Annotated in this window: 16 protein-coding genes; 13 read left to right on the forward strand and 3 right to left on the reverse strand. The window is 67.8% G+C overall.

Annotation, left to right across the window (positions count from 1 at the left end):
- The first annotated feature begins 99 nt into the window (after positions 1 to 99).
- The 8 genes from J0F76_RS07580 (at position 100) to J0F76_RS07615 (ending at position 7,349) form a co-directional block, all read left to right on the forward strand.
- Positions 100 to 702 carry a sugar transferase gene (locus tag J0F76_RS07580; protein ID WP_207467446.1) on the forward strand — a complete coding sequence of 201 codons (603 nt, stop codon included), beginning with the start codon at positions 100 to 102 and terminating at the stop codon, positions 700 to 702.
- Positions 699 to 1,607: a methionyl-tRNA formyltransferase gene (locus J0F76_RS07585; RefSeq protein WP_207467448.1), complete on the forward strand. Its 909-nt coding sequence runs from the start codon at positions 699 to 701 to the stop codon at positions 1,605 to 1,607. Before J0F76_RS07580 ends, J0F76_RS07585 begins: the two co-directional genes overlap by 4 nt.
- Positions 1,604 to 2,287 (forward strand): PIG-L deacetylase family protein, encoded by a 684-nt coding sequence (locus J0F76_RS07590; protein WP_242690057.1) that lies wholly within the window; start codon positions 1,604 to 1,606, stop codon positions 2,285 to 2,287. The genes J0F76_RS07585 and J0F76_RS07590 overlap by 4 nt, the downstream gene beginning before the upstream one ends.
- Positions 2,288 to 2,296: 9 nt before the next feature.
- Entirely contained in the window at positions 2,297 to 3,463 is a 1,167-nt protein-coding gene (locus tag J0F76_RS07595) for a DegT/DnrJ/EryC1/StrS family aminotransferase (RefSeq protein WP_207467452.1), read from the forward strand.
- The gene (locus J0F76_RS07600; protein WP_207467454.1) at positions 3,456 to 4,598 is read left to right on the forward strand and encodes an acyltransferase family protein; all 1,143 of its coding nucleotides are present in this window, start codon (positions 3,456 to 3,458) and stop codon (positions 4,596 to 4,598) included. Before J0F76_RS07595 ends, J0F76_RS07600 begins: the two co-directional genes overlap by 8 nt.
- Positions 4,599 to 4,616: 18 nt before the next feature.
- Positions 4,617 to 5,522, forward strand: coding sequence for an NAD-dependent epimerase/dehydratase family protein (locus J0F76_RS07605; protein WP_207467456.1), 906 nt, complete (start codon positions 4,617 to 4,619; stop codon positions 5,520 to 5,522).
- Positions 5,519 to 6,097, forward strand: coding sequence for a dTDP-4-dehydrorhamnose 3,5-epimerase family protein (locus tag J0F76_RS07610; RefSeq protein WP_207467459.1), 579 nt, complete (start codon positions 5,519 to 5,521; stop codon positions 6,095 to 6,097). Before J0F76_RS07605 ends, J0F76_RS07610 begins: the two co-directional genes overlap by 4 nt.
- A 184-nt stretch (positions 6,098 to 6,281) precedes the next feature.
- Complete coding sequence (locus tag J0F76_RS07615) at positions 6,282 to 7,349, forward strand: NAD-dependent epimerase/dehydratase family protein (RefSeq protein WP_207467462.1); 1,068 nt, start codon at positions 6,282 to 6,284, stop codon at positions 7,347 to 7,349.
- 174 nt (positions 7,350 to 7,523) lie between these two features.
- On the opposite strand, the gene J0F76_RS07620 is transcribed toward J0F76_RS07615, so the two are convergent.
- Positions 7,524 to 7,895, reverse strand: a complete 372-nt coding sequence (locus J0F76_RS07620) for a hypothetical protein (protein ID WP_207467464.1) — start codon at positions 7,893 to 7,895, stop codon at positions 7,524 to 7,526.
- 259 nt (positions 7,896 to 8,154) lie between these two features.
- On the opposite strand from J0F76_RS07620, the gene J0F76_RS07625 reads away from it, so the two are divergent.
- A complete protein-coding gene (locus J0F76_RS07625; RefSeq protein ID WP_207467466.1) occupies positions 8,155 to 9,105 on the forward strand; it encodes a TIGR03885 family FMN-dependent LLM class oxidoreductase in 951 nt (316 codons plus the stop codon).
- Between the two features lie 65 nt (positions 9,106 to 9,170).
- Here J0F76_RS07625 and J0F76_RS07630 read toward each other — a convergent pair whose 3' ends face one another.
- Entirely contained in the window at positions 9,171 to 9,326 is a 156-nt protein-coding gene (locus J0F76_RS07630; protein WP_207467468.1) for a hypothetical protein, read from the reverse strand.
- 68 nt (positions 9,327 to 9,394) lie between these two features.
- Positions 9,395 to 11,053: an NAD+ synthase gene (locus tag J0F76_RS07635; RefSeq protein WP_207467469.1), complete on the reverse strand. Its 1,659-nt coding sequence runs from the start codon at positions 11,051 to 11,053 to the stop codon at positions 9,395 to 9,397.
- 123 nt (positions 11,054 to 11,176) lie between these two features.
- Here J0F76_RS07635 and J0F76_RS07640 point away from each other — a divergent pair, with 123 nt between their 5' ends.
- The 4 genes from J0F76_RS07640 to J0F76_RS07655 all read left to right on the forward strand — a co-directional run bounded on the left by J0F76_RS07640 (position 11,177) and on the right by J0F76_RS07655 (position 15,543).
- Positions 11,177 to 12,625 (forward strand): MORN repeat-containing protein, encoded by a 1,449-nt coding sequence (locus tag J0F76_RS07640; RefSeq protein WP_207467532.1) that lies wholly within the window; start codon positions 11,177 to 11,179, stop codon positions 12,623 to 12,625.
- A gap of 120 nt (positions 12,626 to 12,745) precedes the next feature.
- Positions 12,746 to 13,423 carry a GntR family transcriptional regulator gene (locus tag J0F76_RS07645; protein ID WP_207467471.1) on the forward strand — a complete coding sequence of 226 codons (678 nt, stop codon included), beginning with the start codon at positions 12,746 to 12,748 and terminating at the stop codon, positions 13,421 to 13,423.
- A 9-nt stretch (positions 13,424 to 13,432) separates the two neighbouring features.
- Positions 13,433 to 14,644, forward strand: coding sequence for a mannonate dehydratase (gene uxuA, locus J0F76_RS07650; protein WP_207467473.1), 1,212 nt, complete (start codon positions 13,433 to 13,435; stop codon positions 14,642 to 14,644).
- Positions 14,644 to 15,543, forward strand: coding sequence for a sugar kinase (locus J0F76_RS07655; RefSeq protein WP_207467475.1), 900 nt, complete (start codon positions 14,644 to 14,646; stop codon positions 15,541 to 15,543). Before uxuA ends, J0F76_RS07655 begins: the two co-directional genes overlap by 1 nt.
- Positions 15,544 to 15,552: the final 9 nt, after the last annotated feature.

Genomic DNA, 15,552 nt, shown 5'->3' on the forward strand with positions numbered 1-15,552 from the left:
CCGGGATCATACTATCGCCTAAATCTTGCACGGCGACAAAAAAAATGCCTATTCTTGAAAAACTGTGTCGTTAGTTCCTCGGTATGTTCCGGTTTAGTCATGAGTCGCAGTGTCGAGTTGTTTTTGGCGTCGATTCTTTTTGTCGTTACGCTGCCCTTTGAAGCCATTACCTGGTTGCTGATTCGCTGGCGGATCGGAAATCCGGTCTTCTTCCGTCAGGCCCGTGCCGGCCGGGGCGCGCGGCCCTTCACCATCGTCAAGTTCCGCACCATGACGGATGCGCGCGGTCCCGACGGCGTCCTTCTGCCCGACGACGAACGGCAGATCCCCTTGTCGCGCCTGATCCGCAGGCTGCGGCTGGACGAACTGCCGCAGCTTCTGCTAATCCTGCGCGGCGACATGGCCCTTGTCGGCCCCCGGCCCTTGCTGCCCGCGACGATCGCCGGCTTCGGCGAGGCGGGGCTGAAGCGCTGCCGGGTCGCGCCCGGCCTGACCGGATGGGCGCAGGTCAGCGGCAACACGCGCCTGGGCGATTCGGAAAAGCTGGCGCTCGACCTGTGGTATGTGGATCACCGATCGACCCTTCTGGATCTGCGCATCCTGGCCGAAACCCTTCTGGTGGCCCTGCGGGGCGAGCATCCCCGTCCCGAACGTCTTTCCGCAGCCCAGCGCTGGCTTGCCGCCCAGGGGGTTCCTGCATGAGAACAGTGTTTGTCGGCGCGGTCGAGGGCTCGGCACGCGCGCTCGACGGCCTTTGCGCGGCGGGTCACGTGCCGGCGCTGGTCATGACGCTGCCCCTGGATCGCGCCGGAAACCATTCCGACTTCGCCGATCTGCGCCCCATCGCTGCCGCCCATGCCATTCCCGTCCTTGAAGCCGCGCGCAGCAATGCACCCGAGACGCTGGCTGCCCTGCGCGCCGCCGCCCCCGACCTGATCCTTGTGATCGGCTGGTCGCAGCTTTGCGGCGCCGAGTTCCGGGCGATCCCCGCCCTGGGCTGCATCGGCTTCCACCCCTCGGCCTTGCCGCGGATGCGCGGGCGCGGCGTCATTCCCTGGCAGATCCTGTGCGGCGAAAGCCAGGGCGGCGCGACGCTGCTGTGGCTGGACGAGGGCACGGACACCGGCGACATCGCCGCGCAGACGCTGTTTCCCATCGATCCCGACCATGAAACGGCCCGCAGCCTTTACGACCGCGCCGTGTCCGAGATGATCCCGCTGCTGGTCGGCCTCGTGTCGCGGCTGGCGCAGGGCGAAAGGCCCCGGAGGGTCCAGGACCACGGCCAAGCCACGCTTTGCGCCCGGCGAGAGCCGCAGGACGGCATGATCGACTGGTCCCAGCCCGCGGCGCGGATCGAAAGGCTGATCCGCGCCGTGTCGCCGCCCTATCCGGCGGCCTTCACCTTCGACGACACCGGCAGGCGCTGCATCCGCGCAGCCCGCCTGTCGCCGCGCCAAGGGTATCACATCGGCCTGCCGGGACAGGTGCAGGCGGTGGGGGACGGCGTCACCGTCATGTGCGGCGACGGCCTGTGCCTTGACCTTCTGGACTATGACGGTCCCCCGCCCAAGCTTCATGCCCGCTTCCGGAGTGCTTCATGCCCTTGACCCATCTTGCATCCTCTGGCCCCGTGCTGGTCATCGCCCCCCATCCCGACGACGAGGTGCTGGGCGTGGGCGGCACCATGGCGCGCCTGTCCGACGAGGGGGTCGCGGTGCATGTCGCCGTTCTGACCACGGGCCGCCCGCCGCGATTCGATGCCCGTCAGGTCGGCACCGTCCGGGCCGAGGCGAAGGACGCCCACCAGACCCTTGGCGTGACCCAGACCCATTGGCTGGACCTGCCCGCCGCCGCGCTGGACACCCTGTCCCATGCCGAGGCCAATGACAGCCTTGGCGCCCTTGTGCGCCAGATCGACCCCCAGACGATCTTCCTGCCCCATCTGGGGGACATCCACCTGGATCACCAACTGGCCTTCCTGTCCGGCATGGTGGCGTCCCGCCCCCACCAGGCCCGCTTTCCCACGGCGATCCTGGCCTATGAAACGCTGTCGGAAACCAACTGGAACGCGCCCTACCTGACGCCCGCCTTCCTGCCGAACGTGTTCGTGGACATCTCGGCCTCCATCGACCGCAAGCTGGCCGCCTTCGGGCAGTTCGCGTCGCAGCATCGCGCCGCCCCGCACGAGCGGTCGGTCGAAACCATCCGCGCGCTTGCGACGCTTCGCGGCGCAACCGTCCACCGTCCCGCCGCCGAGGCCTTCGTGGCCATCCGCCTGCTTGCATAAGGAAACGCCATGACCGGTCGCTGGCCCATTTACGACGACGAGCAGATCGAAGCCGTGGCAGCCGTCCTGCGCTCGGGCCGGGTGAATGCCTGGACCGGCCCCGACGTGTCCGCGTTCGAGCGTGCCTATGAACAGGCGACGGGCGCACGCTTCGCCATCGCGATGGCCAATGGCAGCGTGACGATGGATGCCGCCCTGCAGGCGCTGGACCTCCGGCCCGGCGACGAGGTGATCGTGACGCCCCGCAGCTTCATCAGCTCGGCCAGTTGCGTGCTGCTGGCGGGGGGCGTGCCGGTCTTCGCCGATGTCGATCCCGACAGCCAGAACATCACCCCCCGCACCATCGAGCCGCTGATCACCCCCCGCACGCGGGGCATCATCCCCGTTCACCTGGCGGGCTGGCCCTGCGACATGCCGGGGATCATGGCCCTGGCCCAGCGCCATGGCCTGTGGGTCATGGAGGATTGCGCCCAGGCCCATGGCGCGATGATCGGCCCCGCCGATGTCGGGCGCTTCGGGACGCTGGCCTCGCTGTCCTTCTGCCAGGACAAGATCATGACCACCGGGGGCGAGGGCGGGATGATCCTGACCGACGACGCCGCGCTTTACGAAAAGCTGTGGTCGTTCAAGGACCACGGCAAGTCGCGGGCCGAAACGCTGCGCCAGGATCATCCGCCCGGCTTTCGCTGGCTGCATTCCGCGGGTCCGGGGACGAACCTGCGCATGACCGGCCTTTCGGCGGCGCTGGGCCTGGTGCAGTTGCGACGGCTGCCGGAATGGCGCGCCACGCGGACGCGCAACGCGATGATCCTGGCCGAGGCCTTTGCCGCCCTGCCTGCCCTGCGCGTGCCGCTTCCCGGTCCCGGCCTGACCCATGCCTTCTACCGCTTCTACGCCTTCCTGCGCCCCGAACGGCTGCGTCCCGGCTGGACGCGGCAGCGCATCCTGGACAGCCTGGCCGAACGCGGCCTGACCGTCTTCAGCGGCAGTTGTTCGGAAATCTACCGCGAGAAGACCTTCGCCTCGCGCGGGATCGGTCCCAAGGCGCCGCTGCCGGTGGCGCAGGAACTGGGGGAAACCAGCCTGGCCTTTCTTGTCGATCCAAGCTGGTCGGCCCAGGACATGCATGACATGGCCCGGGGCGTTGCCGAAGTGCTGGATCAGGCAAGTGGCTGACCCGGCAAAGCCCGACCCGCAGGACCCCCCTGCGCCGGATGGCCGGATCGGATCGGCGGCGATCCATGCCTTTCCCCCGGCAGAGGTCGTCCGCAGGCTTCCGGCGCTGGACCAGTTCAGGGGCATCGCCATCCTGATGATCGTCCTTCTTCATTCGGGACGAACCTATTTCTTTCGCGGCGGCTATGACCTGAAGGACGACTCGGACGTCGTCTTTGCCCTGAACGACGTGCTGTTTCACAACGCAACGGTCTATTTCACCATGATCTCGGGGATCGTCTATGCGCGATCGCTGTGGCTGCAGAAGCCGGGCCGCTTTCTGGCAGGCCGGGTCCGCAACATCCTGGTGCCCTATGTCGTGGTGTCGGTGGCCCTGACGCTGATCGTGGCTTGGGCCGGGCGTGCCCATGACAGCGCCCGGACCCTGCCGGGCCAGATCTGGCACAACCTTCTGAACGGAGAGGCGATCTATGTCCTGTGGTACATCCCGGTCATCCTGATCCTGTACCTGGTCAGCCCGCTGCTTCTGCGCATCACCCGCAATCCGCGTTTGCAAGGCGTGACGATCGTGCTGGCGCTGATGCCGCTGGCCTTCTCTCGCGAGGGGACGGACATCACCCTTCCGACGATCCTGTACTTCACCGGAGCCTATGTCGTGGCGCTGGTGGTCGGATCGGACCTGGAACGCTGGCTGGATTGGGCGGTGGACCGCCAGCGGCTGCTGTGGGGCATCAGCCTTGCCTCCTCGGTCGTGCTGTTCCTGATGTATCGGCACGGCGTCCTGCACCTGGGGATCACCGATCTGCGCGAGACGGTGTTCTATGTCCAGCGCATCGCCAGCGGCATGGCGCTGCTGGCGCTGCTGGCGCGGGTGCGGCCGATCGCCGATCCGGGCCTGAAGCGGGGCTTGTCCTTTGTCGCGGACATGGCCTTCGGCCTGTATTTCCTGCACGCCCTGGTCATCCGCGTGGTGCTGAAGGGATTGCGGGTGATCCTGGGCGACGATGGAATGATGGCCTGGCCGCTGGCGGCCATTCCCGTGGTCTTCGTGCTGTCGCTTTGTCTTTGCATTCTGATGGTTCTTGCGGTCCGACTGGCGGCGGGACGGTATTCCCGCCTGCTGATCGGGGCCTGACACGGCTTGGGGGGCCGCATGAAACGAATCCTTCTGACCGGCGCCACCGGCTTCGCGGGCAGAGAGCTTGCCCGGCAGGCGCTCGCCTCGGGGATCGAGGTGATCGCCCCCGTCCGGCCCGGACCGCGGGCGGACGGCCTGGCCGCGGCCCTGCCGCAGGTGCACCTCGTGCCGGTCCAGCCGGGGCTTGGCATGGTGCGCGCGGCGGTCGAGCGCCGGACCCCCGACGCGGCCATCCACCTGGCCGCCAGCTATCTGCCCGATACCGCGCCCCATGCGGCGCAAACCATGATCGAGGCGAATATCTCGTTCGGGACGGCCATGCTGGAACTGCTGCGGCCCTCGGCCTGCCGCGTCTTCGTCGCCGCGGGCAGCCAGTGGCAGCACGCCACGGGGCAGGCCCAGTACAGCCCGAACTGCCTTTATGCGGCAACCAAGCAGGCCTTCGGGGACATCCTTGACCATTTCGCCGCAAGCTGCGGGTTCCGCACGATGGTCCTGAAGGTCGCTGACAGCTATGGCCCCGGCGACCGGCGCGGCCGCCTGATCGGCAGGCTGGCCGAATCCTTCCAGGCGGGCCGGGGCATGGACCTGTCGCCCGGCGGACAGGAACTGGATCTGATCCATGTCAGGGATGTCGCGGCGGGCTTTCTGGCGGCCACGCAGGGGCTCTGGGACGGGTCGCTGCAGCCGTCGCAAAGCTGGGCGCTGAGGGGCGGCCATCCACGGCCCCTGCGCGAGGTCGTGGCCCTGATGGAAAGGATCGCCGGAGGTCCGGTCGGCGCGCGGCTTGGCGCGCTGGACTATCCGGCCGGGACCGTGATGACGCTGTGGCGCCAGCCGCTGCTGCCCGGCTGGAAGCCCGCCATCCCGCTGGAGGACGGCCTGCGCGATCTGCTTCTGGCACCGGCGGAGGCATCATGAAGGTGACGCCCCTTGCCGTCGACGGCGCCCGGCTGATCGCGTCGATCCCCCACGACGATCACCGGGGCCGGTTTTCGCGCCTGTTCTGCCGGGCATGGATGCAGCAGGCCGGGCTTGATCCGACCGTCGCGCAGATCAATCACTCGCAAAGTTCGGCGCCGTTCACGCTGAGGGGCCTGCACTGGCAGGACCAGCCCCATGCCGAGGCCAAGCTGGTCACCTGCCTGGCCGGCGCGATCTATGACGTCATCGCGGATGTGCGGCCCGGCTCCCCGTCCTTCGGCGCCTGGTGCGCAGTCAGCCTGGATGCGGGCCGGAACGAGGCCGTCTATGTCCCGGCCGGTTGCGCCCATGGCTTTCTGACGCTGATGCCCGATTCGCAGGTGGTCTATACAAGCTCGGAGCCCCATGTCCCCGGCCTTCAGCATATCCTGCGCTGGGACGACCCCGGCTTCGGCATCGAATGGCCCGCCCGTCCGGCGGTCCTGTCGGCAGCGGATCGCGACGCCCCCGATCGTGAAGGTCTTGGCAAAAGCGGCGCCGTCCGTTTCCCGAACAAAGATTTTGACGCATGACTTGGTTAACAGTTACGATGCGCGGCAGTCTTTCAGGAACCACGAGACACGGACGATTCTTTCTGCCGGGCTTGTCGGATCGAAAAGCCCGGACCTGCCAAAGTCATGACGCCACGCGTTCGGGCGATCACAAACCCTGCGTTCAATGTTTCCCTTTGTACCTGGTATCGGCGGAGTTTATCGAATGAAGACAGCTCTTGTTACTGGCGCGGCGGGCTTTATCGGCTTTCATCTAAGCCGATCGCTGCTGGCCGAAGGTTTTCGCGTTATCGGATTCGACAACCATAACGATTACTACGATCCCAGATTGAAGGCCGACAGGGAAGACCGGCTGAAGGACATTCCCAATTACCTGTCCGTCCGCGGCGACGTGGAAACCAGGGGGCTTCTGTCCGAGATCATGTCCCGCGAAAAGCCGCAGGTGGTGGTCCATCTCGCTGCGCAGGCGGGTGTGCGCTATTCCATCGACAATCCGCGCGCCTATGTGGAATCGAACCTGATCGGCACCTTCGAGCTTCTGGAGGCGGCGCGGGCGCACAAGCCGGATCATCTTCTGCTGGCCTCGACCAGTTCGGTCTACGGCGCCAACACGAAGATGCCCTATTGCGAGACGGACAAGGTCGATACCCAGGTGTCGTTCTATGCCGCGACGAAGAAGTCGAACGAGGCGATGGCCCATGCCTATGCCCACCTGTTCGACATTCCGACGACCATGTTCCGGTTCTTCACCGTCTATGGTCCCTGGGGAAGGCCGGACATGGCGCCCTATCTGTTCACCTCGGCAATCCTGGAAGAAAGGCCGATCAAGGTCTTCAACCATGGGAACATGCAGCGCGACTTCACCTATGTCGAGGATCTGGTGCACGGCATCCGCCTGCTGATGGACGCCCCGCCCACCGGCCCCGCGGTCGAGGGGGACAGCCTGTCCCCCGTCGGTCCCTGGCGGGCGGTCAACATCGGCAACGGCCAGCCGGTGCCGCTTCTGGACTTCATCGCCGCCATCGAGGAGGCGTCGGGCAGGGAAGCCCAGAAGGTCATGCTGCCCATGCAGCCGGGCGACGTGGTGGCGACATGGGCGGACAACGGCCTTTTGCGCCGGCTGACCGGCTATGCCCCCCGCACATCGGTCAGGGAAGGCGTTCGCGCCTATGTCGAATGGTTCCGGGACTACTACGGGGCGGGCGCGCCGGCAGCCCGGTCTTCGGTCCAGGGTCCGGCGATGCTGCGGGGCAAGACGGCTGCGGGCCGCTGAGGGTCGCCGTCACCGCGACCAGCGAAAGCCTTGGCCTGACAGGGTCACCCTGACACGGCCATCCTTGACGGCAAGGGGATCGCCCGGCAGGGCCGTCGCCTTGCCCCTGCACGAGGCGCCGGGCCCCGGCCCACCCGCGCCGCCTTGGCCGGCAGGTTGTACCGGATCGCGAGGTCATGGTCGGCCGCGGGATGGCGCATCGCAGCCCTTCCGCGACAGATCCTTGCCTATGCCGATCTCGTCGCCATGGCAGATCAGCGGAGCGCCGGGCATTGAACGGGGCGGGCTCCAGGCCATCCGCAGCCGGTCGAAAGCCCGCCTGAATCGTCGCCAGCCGCGGCCGGACAGGCGCATGTCGTCTTCCGGGTCAAGCGCGGCCACGGGTGCCCGTCGGAGATGTGCGCGCCACCCGTTCAGGATCACGCGGATGCCGCGCGCCCGGTCTCGGTCAGGAAGTCGTCGAGGGTGCCGAGGCGGATCGAACTGCAGGTGGTCGGTGATGTCATGGCCGTTGTCGCGGTTGGCGGGCGGCAAGAACGGCAGCAACCAGATGCACGGCGCCCCGGCGCGGCGATATGATCCAGCCTGGAGGTCAGGCCCGGCAAGTCGCCCACCCTGCCGCGGAAGCGTTCCACACCGACGCCATGGACCGCGTTCCGCCACCGTTCGTCCGTGCCGCCCCTGACATGCGACAATCGCCTTCCGCCCGGATGGGAAGACCCGCTGCGGCGGGATTGTTCGACGGCGGAACTTACGGCCGCGTCGGGCGCTTGGCTGGGCAGACGCATGACGAACGGACGGCCCCATGACGCGCATCGGATATCACGCCGCACACGAGCAATATGCCCCCGGAGCCCTGCGGGATCTCGCGATCCGCGCCGAGGCGGCGGGCTTTGCCGCCATCAAGTGTTCCGACCACATCCAGCCCTGGAGCGCCCGTCAGGGCCATTCGGGCCATGCCTGGACCTGGCTGGGGGCGGCCATGCAGGCGACGACGGTGCCCTTCGGCAACATCGCGGCGCCCGGCTATCGCTATCACCCGGCGATCATGGCGCAGGCGGCGGCGACGTTGCAGCAGATGTTCCCCGATCGCTTCTGGCTGGCGCTGGGCACGGGCGAGGCGCTGAACGAGGCGATGACCGGGATGGTCTGGCCCGACAAGCCCGAACGCAATGCCCGGCTGAAGGAATGCTTCGACGTCATGCACGCCCTGCTGCGGGGGGACACCGTCACCCATCGCGGCCGCGTCACCGCCGTCGAGGCGCGGCTGTGGTCCCTGCCCGAAACCCCGCCGCCCCTGTTCGGCGCCGCCGCGACCGCCGAGACCGCGCGTTTCCTGGGCGGCTGGGCCGAGGGGCTGCTGACGCTGGGAGGCGATCCGGCCCAGACCGCCAGGGTGATCGAGGCCTTCCGCGAGGGCGGGGGCGCGGGCAAGCCCGTTCACATCCAGCACACCATCTCCTGGGCGGACACGCAGGACGAGGCGATGGCAAGCGCGCTTGATCAATGGGCGCCGGTCGCGATCGGCGGCGAGATCAACTGGGACATCCGCCGCCCCTCGGATTTCGACCACCTGGCCCGGTTCGTGGACGAGGAGCATATCGGCCGGTCGGTCCGCGTCTCGGCCGATCCGGGGCTGCACCGGGCGGACCTGCAGGCCTTTGCCGAACTGGGCGTGGACACGGTCTTCGTCCACAATGTCGGGCGCAACCAGGATGCATTCATCGACATGGCGGCCCGGGAGCTGGTGGGGTGAAGCCCCGTGCGACACTGCAAGATCAGACGGGCAGGGTCGGGCGGGGTTCTGCCCCGCCCATGCCTCTATAACTGTTCCTGGACATCGTCGTTCGGCTTGTCCTTGGTCTTGGCCGGGTTCATCACGTCGAACTCGCTGGGCGAATGGGCCTTGCCCTCGTGTTCGCCCTGGCCGTTGCGGCGGTCAGGCTCGTAGCCCTGATCCTTGTCCTTCTCGGGCATGATCACTCCTCCGATCAGATGCACTCACCCGAAGCCGCAACCGCGCCTTCGGGTTCCGCGCCGGCGGATCACGCCTTGTCGCGCCAGCGGTTCACAAGGGGATAGCGCCGGTCCAGCCAGAAGGCCTTTGTCGAAATCCGCGGGCCGGGGGCCGCCTGGTAGCGTTTCCATTCGCTGCCATAAAGCAGCAGTTCGACCCGCTTGACGGTGGCGGCATCGAAGCCCTGCTCGACCAGGTCGCGCAGCGACAGGTCCTTCTCGACCAGGCCTTCCAGGATCGCGTCCAGGACCTCGTAGGGCGGCAGCGAATCCTCGTCCTTCTGGTCGGGGCGCAGTTCCGCCGAAGGGGGCTTGGTGATGATCTGCGGGGGGATCACCTGTCCGGCGGGGCCCATCATCCAGTCGCGGTGGTTCTCGTTGCGCCAGCGGCAGGTCTGGAACACGCGCGTCTTGTAAAGGTCCTTGATCGGGTTGTAGCCGCCCGCCATGTCGCCATAGATGGTGGCATAGCCCACGCCCACCTCGGACTTGTTGCCGGTGGTCAGCAGCATCTCGTTGAACTTGTTGGACAAGGCCATCAGCATCAGCCCGCGCAGGCGGGACTGGATGTTTTCCTCGGTCATGTCGGGCGTGGTGCCCGCCATCAGGTGCCCCAGCGCGCCCGAGACCGCGTCGCGCGCGCCGTCGATGCGCACCGTGTCCAGCCGCGTGCCCAGGCGCCGGGCGCAGTCCGCCGCATCGTCCAGGCTGGCCTGGGACGTGTATTCGCTGGGCAGCATCACGCAATGGACGTTTTCGGGGCCGATCGCGTCCGAGGCGATGGTCGCCACAAGCGCCGAATCGATGCCGCCGGACAGGCCCAGCACCACCTTGGAAAAGCCCGACTTGCGCAGGTATTCCCGCAGGCCCAGCATCATCGCCTGGTAGTCCTGTTCCCATTCGTCGGGCTGTGGCGCCATCAGGCCGGGTTCGGCCCGCCAGCCGTCGGCGGTTTCGGTGAAATCGACATGGGCCAGCATTTCCTGGAACGGCGGAAGCTGCACGACCTTCTTGCCGCCGGGGTTCAGCACGAAGCTGGCGCCATCGTAAAGCTGGTCGTCCTGGCCGCCCACCATGTTAATATAGACCAGCGGCAGCCCCGTCTCGACCACGCGGCCCACCATGTGGCCCATGCGCAGGTCCAGCTTGTTGCGGTGATAGGGCGAGCCGTTGGGGATCACCAGGATCTCGGCCCCGGTCTCGGCCAGGGTCTCGGCCACGTCGGGCGCCCAGCCGTCCTCGCAGATGGGCGATCCGATGCGCGCCTTTCCGACCGGATAGGGGCCGCTGATGGGGCCGCTGTCGAACAGGCGCAGCTCGTCGAAAAGCTGCTTGTGGGGCAGGCGGTGCTTCAGGACGCGGGCGATCAGCTCGCCGTCCTTGAAGACCCAGTAGGCGTTGAACAGCTTGTCGCCCCTGCGCCAAGGTCCGCCGATGCCCAGGGTCGGGCCGCCGACGCACAGCGCGGCAAGCTCGTGGATCTCCTCCTCGGCTTGGCGGCAGAAGGCGGGTTTCAGCACCAGATCCTGCGTCTGGTATCCGGTGATGAACATCTCGGGCAGGGCCAGCATGTCGGCGCCGGCGGCCCTTGCGGCCTCCCACGCCTCGCGCGCCTTGTCGGCGTTGCCCTGCAGATCGCCCACGGTCGCGTTCAGCTGGCCGATGGTCAGGCGGAAACGGTTGGTCATGGTGCAGCCCCTGTTTCTCTCAACGCCGTGATAGGCGATGGTGTGCACAAGGAAAAGTCGGGCTTTGCGCCGGGGGTTCCCCTGCGCTAAACCACGCATCGAAAGACAAAGGGCATGGTGGCGATGAAGGCGGCAAGTTGGGCGGCAGTCGTGGCGCTGTTGGCGGGAACCGCCGCGGCCGACGCGCAGGTCGTGACCAAGCAATACGACGACGGCGGCGTCTATGAAGGCACCTTCCGCAACGGCCGCCAGCACGGCCAGGGCAGCTATACCCTTCCCAACGGCTATCGCTACGAAGGCGACTGGGTGGAGGGCGAGATCCTGGGCCGGGGCCGCGCCACCTTCCCGAACGGTTCGGTCTACGAAGGCCAGTTCGCCGAAGGCAAGCCAAACGGCACGGGCACCATCACCTATGCCGACGGCGGCACCTATGAAGGCGACTGGGTCGCCGGAGAGATCACCGGCAAGGGCGTGGCGCGCTATGCCAACGGGTCGGTCTATACGGGCGATTTCGTCAAGGGCCTACACCAGGGCAAGGGGGTGCTGACCCAGCCCAACGGCTATCGCTACGAAGGCGACTGGAACGCGGGCGTCAAGGAAGGCCAGGGCAAGATCACCTATCCCGACGGCGCCGTCTACGAAGGCGGGATGCTGGCGGGCCAGCGCGCGGGCAAGGGCAAGCTGACCATGGCCGACGGGCTGGTCTATGACGGCGTCTGGTCGGCGGGGCAGATGTCGGGCAGCGGGCTGCTGGTGCAGGGCTCGGGCGACCGCTACGAGGGCCAGATGCTGAACGGCAAGCGCGAAGGGCAGGGCGTCGCCACCTATGCCAACGGCGATGTCTATGACGGCGCCTTCAAGGCCGACCGCCGCCACGGGCAGGGCACCTTCACCGGCACCGACGGCTATGTCTATACCGGGTCCTGGGTCGAGGGCCGGATGGAGGGCGAGGGCCAGATCACCTATCCCGACGGCTCGGTCTACACCGGCAGCATGAAGAACGACCGCCCCGACGGTACGGGCACCATCACCTATCCCGATGGCGCCAGCTATTCCGGCCAATGGGTCGCGGGCGTGATCGAGGGCGAGGGCAAGGCCACCTATGCCAACGGCATGGTCTACGAGGGCGGCTTCCGCAATGCCCGCAACCACGGCCAGGGCCGCATGACCTATCCCGACGGCTACGTCTATACCGGCGCCTGGGTGGACGGGCAGCGCCATGGCGAGGGCCAGGCCACCTATGCCGACGGCACCGTCTATACCGGCAGCTTCGCGAACGGCTTGCGCGAAGGCCAGGGCAAGCTGACCACGCCCGACGGCTTCGTCTACGAGGGCGGCTGGAAGGGCGGAGAGATCGACGGCACCGGCGTCGCCACCTATGCCAGCGGCGACCGCTACGAGGGCAGCTTCGTGGCGGGCAAGCGGCAGGGCCAGGGCGTCATGCGCTATGCCAGCGGCGAGGTCGCAGCGGGCGAATGGGACCAGAACCGGCTGGTGGAGAGCGGTTCGGCGCCGCAGGACCAGGCAACCGAAGCGCCCGCGATGCCGTCCGAGGCCCCCATGACCCCATAAGGGTGGGGTTCATCCCACCACCCTTGATGCAGGCCGCCGGGCAGCGATGACGTGCCACACAACCCTCGAAGCTCTTTACTTGTATGGAAGTATGGCATAGAAGGCTGCTTGGAGGATTCCATGGACATCGCCCGCATCACCATTGCGCCCAGCACCGCGTCCCAGGTCCACGACTGGCTGCGCAAGCGCGTCCAGCGGGGCGACCTGCCCCCCGGAATGCGCATCAGCGAAACCGAGGTGGCGGCGGCCATCGGCATCAGCCGCCAGCCCGTGCGAGAGGCCTTTATCCGCCTTGCCAGCGACGGCCTGGCCGAGGTGCGCCCGCAGCGCGGCACCTATATCAGCCGGATCTCGGTTTCCGCCGTCCTGTCCGCCCGCTTCATCCGCGAGGCGGTCGAGGCCGACCTGGCCCGCGCCGTCGCCGAGGCCGGTCCCCGCGACATGCTGGACCGCATGGCGGACGAGATCGCCCGCCAGCACCGCGCCGATGAAGCCGGCAATGTCGAGGAGTTCATCGACTCGGACGACCGCTTCCACCACCTGCTGGCGCAGGCCGCGGGACAGGATGCCGTCTGGGCCGATCTGGAACGTCTCAAGGCGCAGATGAACCGCCTGCGGCACTTGTCCATGCGCGTCTTCGACCGCAGCTTCACCATCGGGCAGCATCAGGCGATCCTGGATGCCCTGCGGCAGGGCGATCCCGACGCGGCCGAAGCCGCGATGCGCACCCACCTGCGCCAGATGCTGGCCGAGGTGCCGCAGATGGCGGCTGCCCAGCCCGACTGTTTCACCGACTGAGAGGAACCCATGCGACACACCTGGCGCTGGTTCGGTCCCAACGACCGCGTTTCCATCGACGACATGCTTCAGGCCGGCGTTCAGGGCGTCGTGACCGCGCTGCACCATGTGCCGACCGGCGCTGTCTGGTCGCCTGAGGAGATCGCCACGCGCCAGGCGCAACTGGCCGTCATGCGCGACGGCGCCCCGTCCGGCCTGTCCTGGGAAGTCGTGGAAAGCCTGCCCGTCAGCGAGGCGATCAAGACCCAGACCGGCGACTGGCGCGTGCATGTCGAAAACTGGATCGCCTCGATGCGGAACCTGCACGCGGCGGGCCTCCGGGTGATCTGCTACAACTTCATGCCGGTGCTGGACTGGACGCGCACCGACCTGGAATGGCGCCGTCCCAACGGCGCGCGCTGCATGAGGTTCGACCTGACGGACTTCGCGGCCTTCGATATCCACATCCTCGAACGCCCCGGCGCGGCCGGCGATTTCCCCGAAGATGTGCGCGACGCCGCCGCCCGCCGTTTTGCCGAAATGGACGATGCCGCCCGCCAGCAGCTTGCCGGAAACGTGGTCTTCGGCCTGCCGGGTGCTGCCGAGCACCTGAGCATGGCCGACGTGCGCGCGTTGCTGCAAACCTATGCCCCGGTGACGGACGCCGTGCTGCGCCGCCATTTCCACGACTTCCTGGAACAGGTGGCCCCGATCGCGCAGGATCTGGGGATGCGGCTGTGCTGCCACCCCGACGATCCGCCCTTTCCGCTGCTGGGCCTGCCCCGCGTCATGTCCACCGAGGCCGACTTCGCCGAACGCATCGCCGCCGTCGACCTGCCCGCCAACGGCATCACGCTGTGTTCGGGTTCGCTGGGCGCGCGGCACGACAACGACCTGCCGGGCATGATGCAGCGGCTGGGCGACCGCGTGCATTTCCTGCACCTGAGGAACGTCCGTCGCGACACCGACACCGTTCCCGCCAGCTTCTTCGAGGACGAGCATTTGGGCGGCCAGACCGACATGGTGGCCCTGATCGACGCGATCCTGGCCGAGGAGGCGCGCAGGCGGGCGGCGGGCCGCGAGGACTGGCGCATCCCCATGCGTCCAGACCACGGCCAGGACATCCTGGACGACATCGGGCGCGGCGGCCAGCCGGGCTATCCCGCCATCGGACGTCTGAAGGGATTGGCGGAGCTGCGCGGCGTCGAACTGGCGCTGTCGCGCCAGCACCAGGCGGCGTGATGCGAATCCTGTCCATCGGAGAGGCGATGGTCGAACTGGGCCAGTCTGACCAGCCCGGCCTGTGGCGGCTGGGTATCGCGGGCGACACGCTGAACACCGCCTGGTATCTGCGCCGGTTGCTGGGGGCCGACTGGCAGGTCGACTACCTGTCGCGCGTGGGCACGGGCGCCTTTTCGCAGCAGATGGTGGATTTCCTGACGGCGGAAGGGATCGGCACCGCCCATGTCGGGCGCGACCCCGACCGCGAGATCGGTCTTTACGCGATCAGCCTGACGCATGGCGAACGCAACTTCGCCTATTGGCGCGATACCTCGGCGGCCAGGCGGCTGGCGGACGACCCCTCGCTGCTGGACGCGGCGCTTGAAAGGGTGACGGTCGCCTATTTCTCGGGCATCACGGTGGCGATCCTGCCGCCCGAGGGGCGCGCGAACCTGCTGGCCGCGCTGTCCCGCGCGAAGGCAGGCGGCACGCGGATCGTCTTCGACCCGAACCTGCGCCCGCGCCTGTGGCCGGATGCCGCGACCATGCGCCAGGGGATCAGCGATGCGGCGGCGGGCGCCGATCTGGTCCTGCCCTCCTTCGACGACGAGGCCACGCATTTCGGCGATGCCGACCCGCAAGCCACCGTGGCCCGCTATCGGACGCTTGGGGCGGGCCAGGTCGTGGTGAAGAACGGCGGCGGGCCGATCAGCCATGGCGGAGCGGAAGGCTTCGGCACCGTGACCGACCTTGCACCCGAGACCCCCGTAGACAGCACGGCGGCGGGCGACAGCTTCAACGCGGGCTATCTGGCGGCTTGGCTGGCGGGCGCGGGATGCGCCGACGCCATCGCGGCAGGCCATGCCCTCAGCCGCAAGGTGATCCGCCATCGCGGCGCCCTGGTGCGCGAGGCCCTGTAGGGTGGGGTT

This window comes from Paracoccus fontiphilus (genome assembly GCF_017356265.1).
Classification (GTDB): domain Bacteria; phylum Pseudomonadota; class Alphaproteobacteria; order Rhodobacterales; family Rhodobacteraceae; genus Paracoccus; species Paracoccus fontiphilus.

What these genes read in the sequence shown, in the direction of transcription:
- J0F76_RS07580 (WP_207467446.1), top strand. Translation starts at nt 100, where the DNA reads ATGAGTCGCAGTGTCGAGTTGTTTTTGGCGTCGATTCTTTTTGTCGTT.
- J0F76_RS07585 (WP_207467448.1), top strand. Translation starts at nt 699, where the DNA reads ATGAGAACAGTGTTTGTCGGCGCGGTCGAGGGCTCGGCACGCGCGCTC.
- J0F76_RS07595 (WP_207467452.1), top strand. Translation starts at nt 2,297, where the DNA reads ATGACCGGTCGCTGGCCCATTTACGACGACGAGCAGATCGAAGCCGTG.
- J0F76_RS07605 (WP_207467456.1), top strand. Translation starts at nt 4,617, where the DNA reads ATGAAACGAATCCTTCTGACCGGCGCCACCGGCTTCGCGGGCAGAGAG.
- J0F76_RS07610 (WP_207467459.1), top strand. Translation starts at nt 5,519, where the DNA reads ATGAAGGTGACGCCCCTTGCCGTCGACGGCGCCCGGCTGATCGCGTCG.
- J0F76_RS07615 (WP_207467462.1), top strand. Translation starts at nt 6,282, where the DNA reads ATGAAGACAGCTCTTGTTACTGGCGCGGCGGGCTTTATCGGCTTTCAT.
- J0F76_RS07625 (WP_207467466.1), top strand. Translation starts at nt 8,155, where the DNA reads ATGACGCGCATCGGATATCACGCCGCACACGAGCAATATGCCCCCGGA.
- J0F76_RS07630 (WP_207467468.1), bottom strand. Translation starts at nt 9,326, where the DNA reads ATGCCCGAGAAGGACAAGGATCAGGGCTACGAGCCTGACCGCCGCAAC.
- J0F76_RS07635 (WP_207467469.1), bottom strand. Translation starts at nt 11,053, where the DNA reads ATGACCAACCGTTTCCGCCTGACCATCGGCCAGCTGAACGCGACCGTG.
- J0F76_RS07640 (WP_207467532.1), top strand. Translation starts at nt 11,177, where the DNA reads ATGAAGGCGGCAAGTTGGGCGGCAGTCGTGGCGCTGTTGGCGGGAACC.
- J0F76_RS07645 (WP_207467471.1), top strand. Translation starts at nt 12,746, where the DNA reads ATGGACATCGCCCGCATCACCATTGCGCCCAGCACCGCGTCCCAGGTC.
- uxuA (WP_207467473.1), top strand. Translation starts at nt 13,433, where the DNA reads ATGCGACACACCTGGCGCTGGTTCGGTCCCAACGACCGCGTTTCCATC.
- J0F76_RS07655 (WP_207467475.1), top strand. Translation starts at nt 14,644, where the DNA reads ATGCGAATCCTGTCCATCGGAGAGGCGATGGTCGAACTGGGCCAGTCT.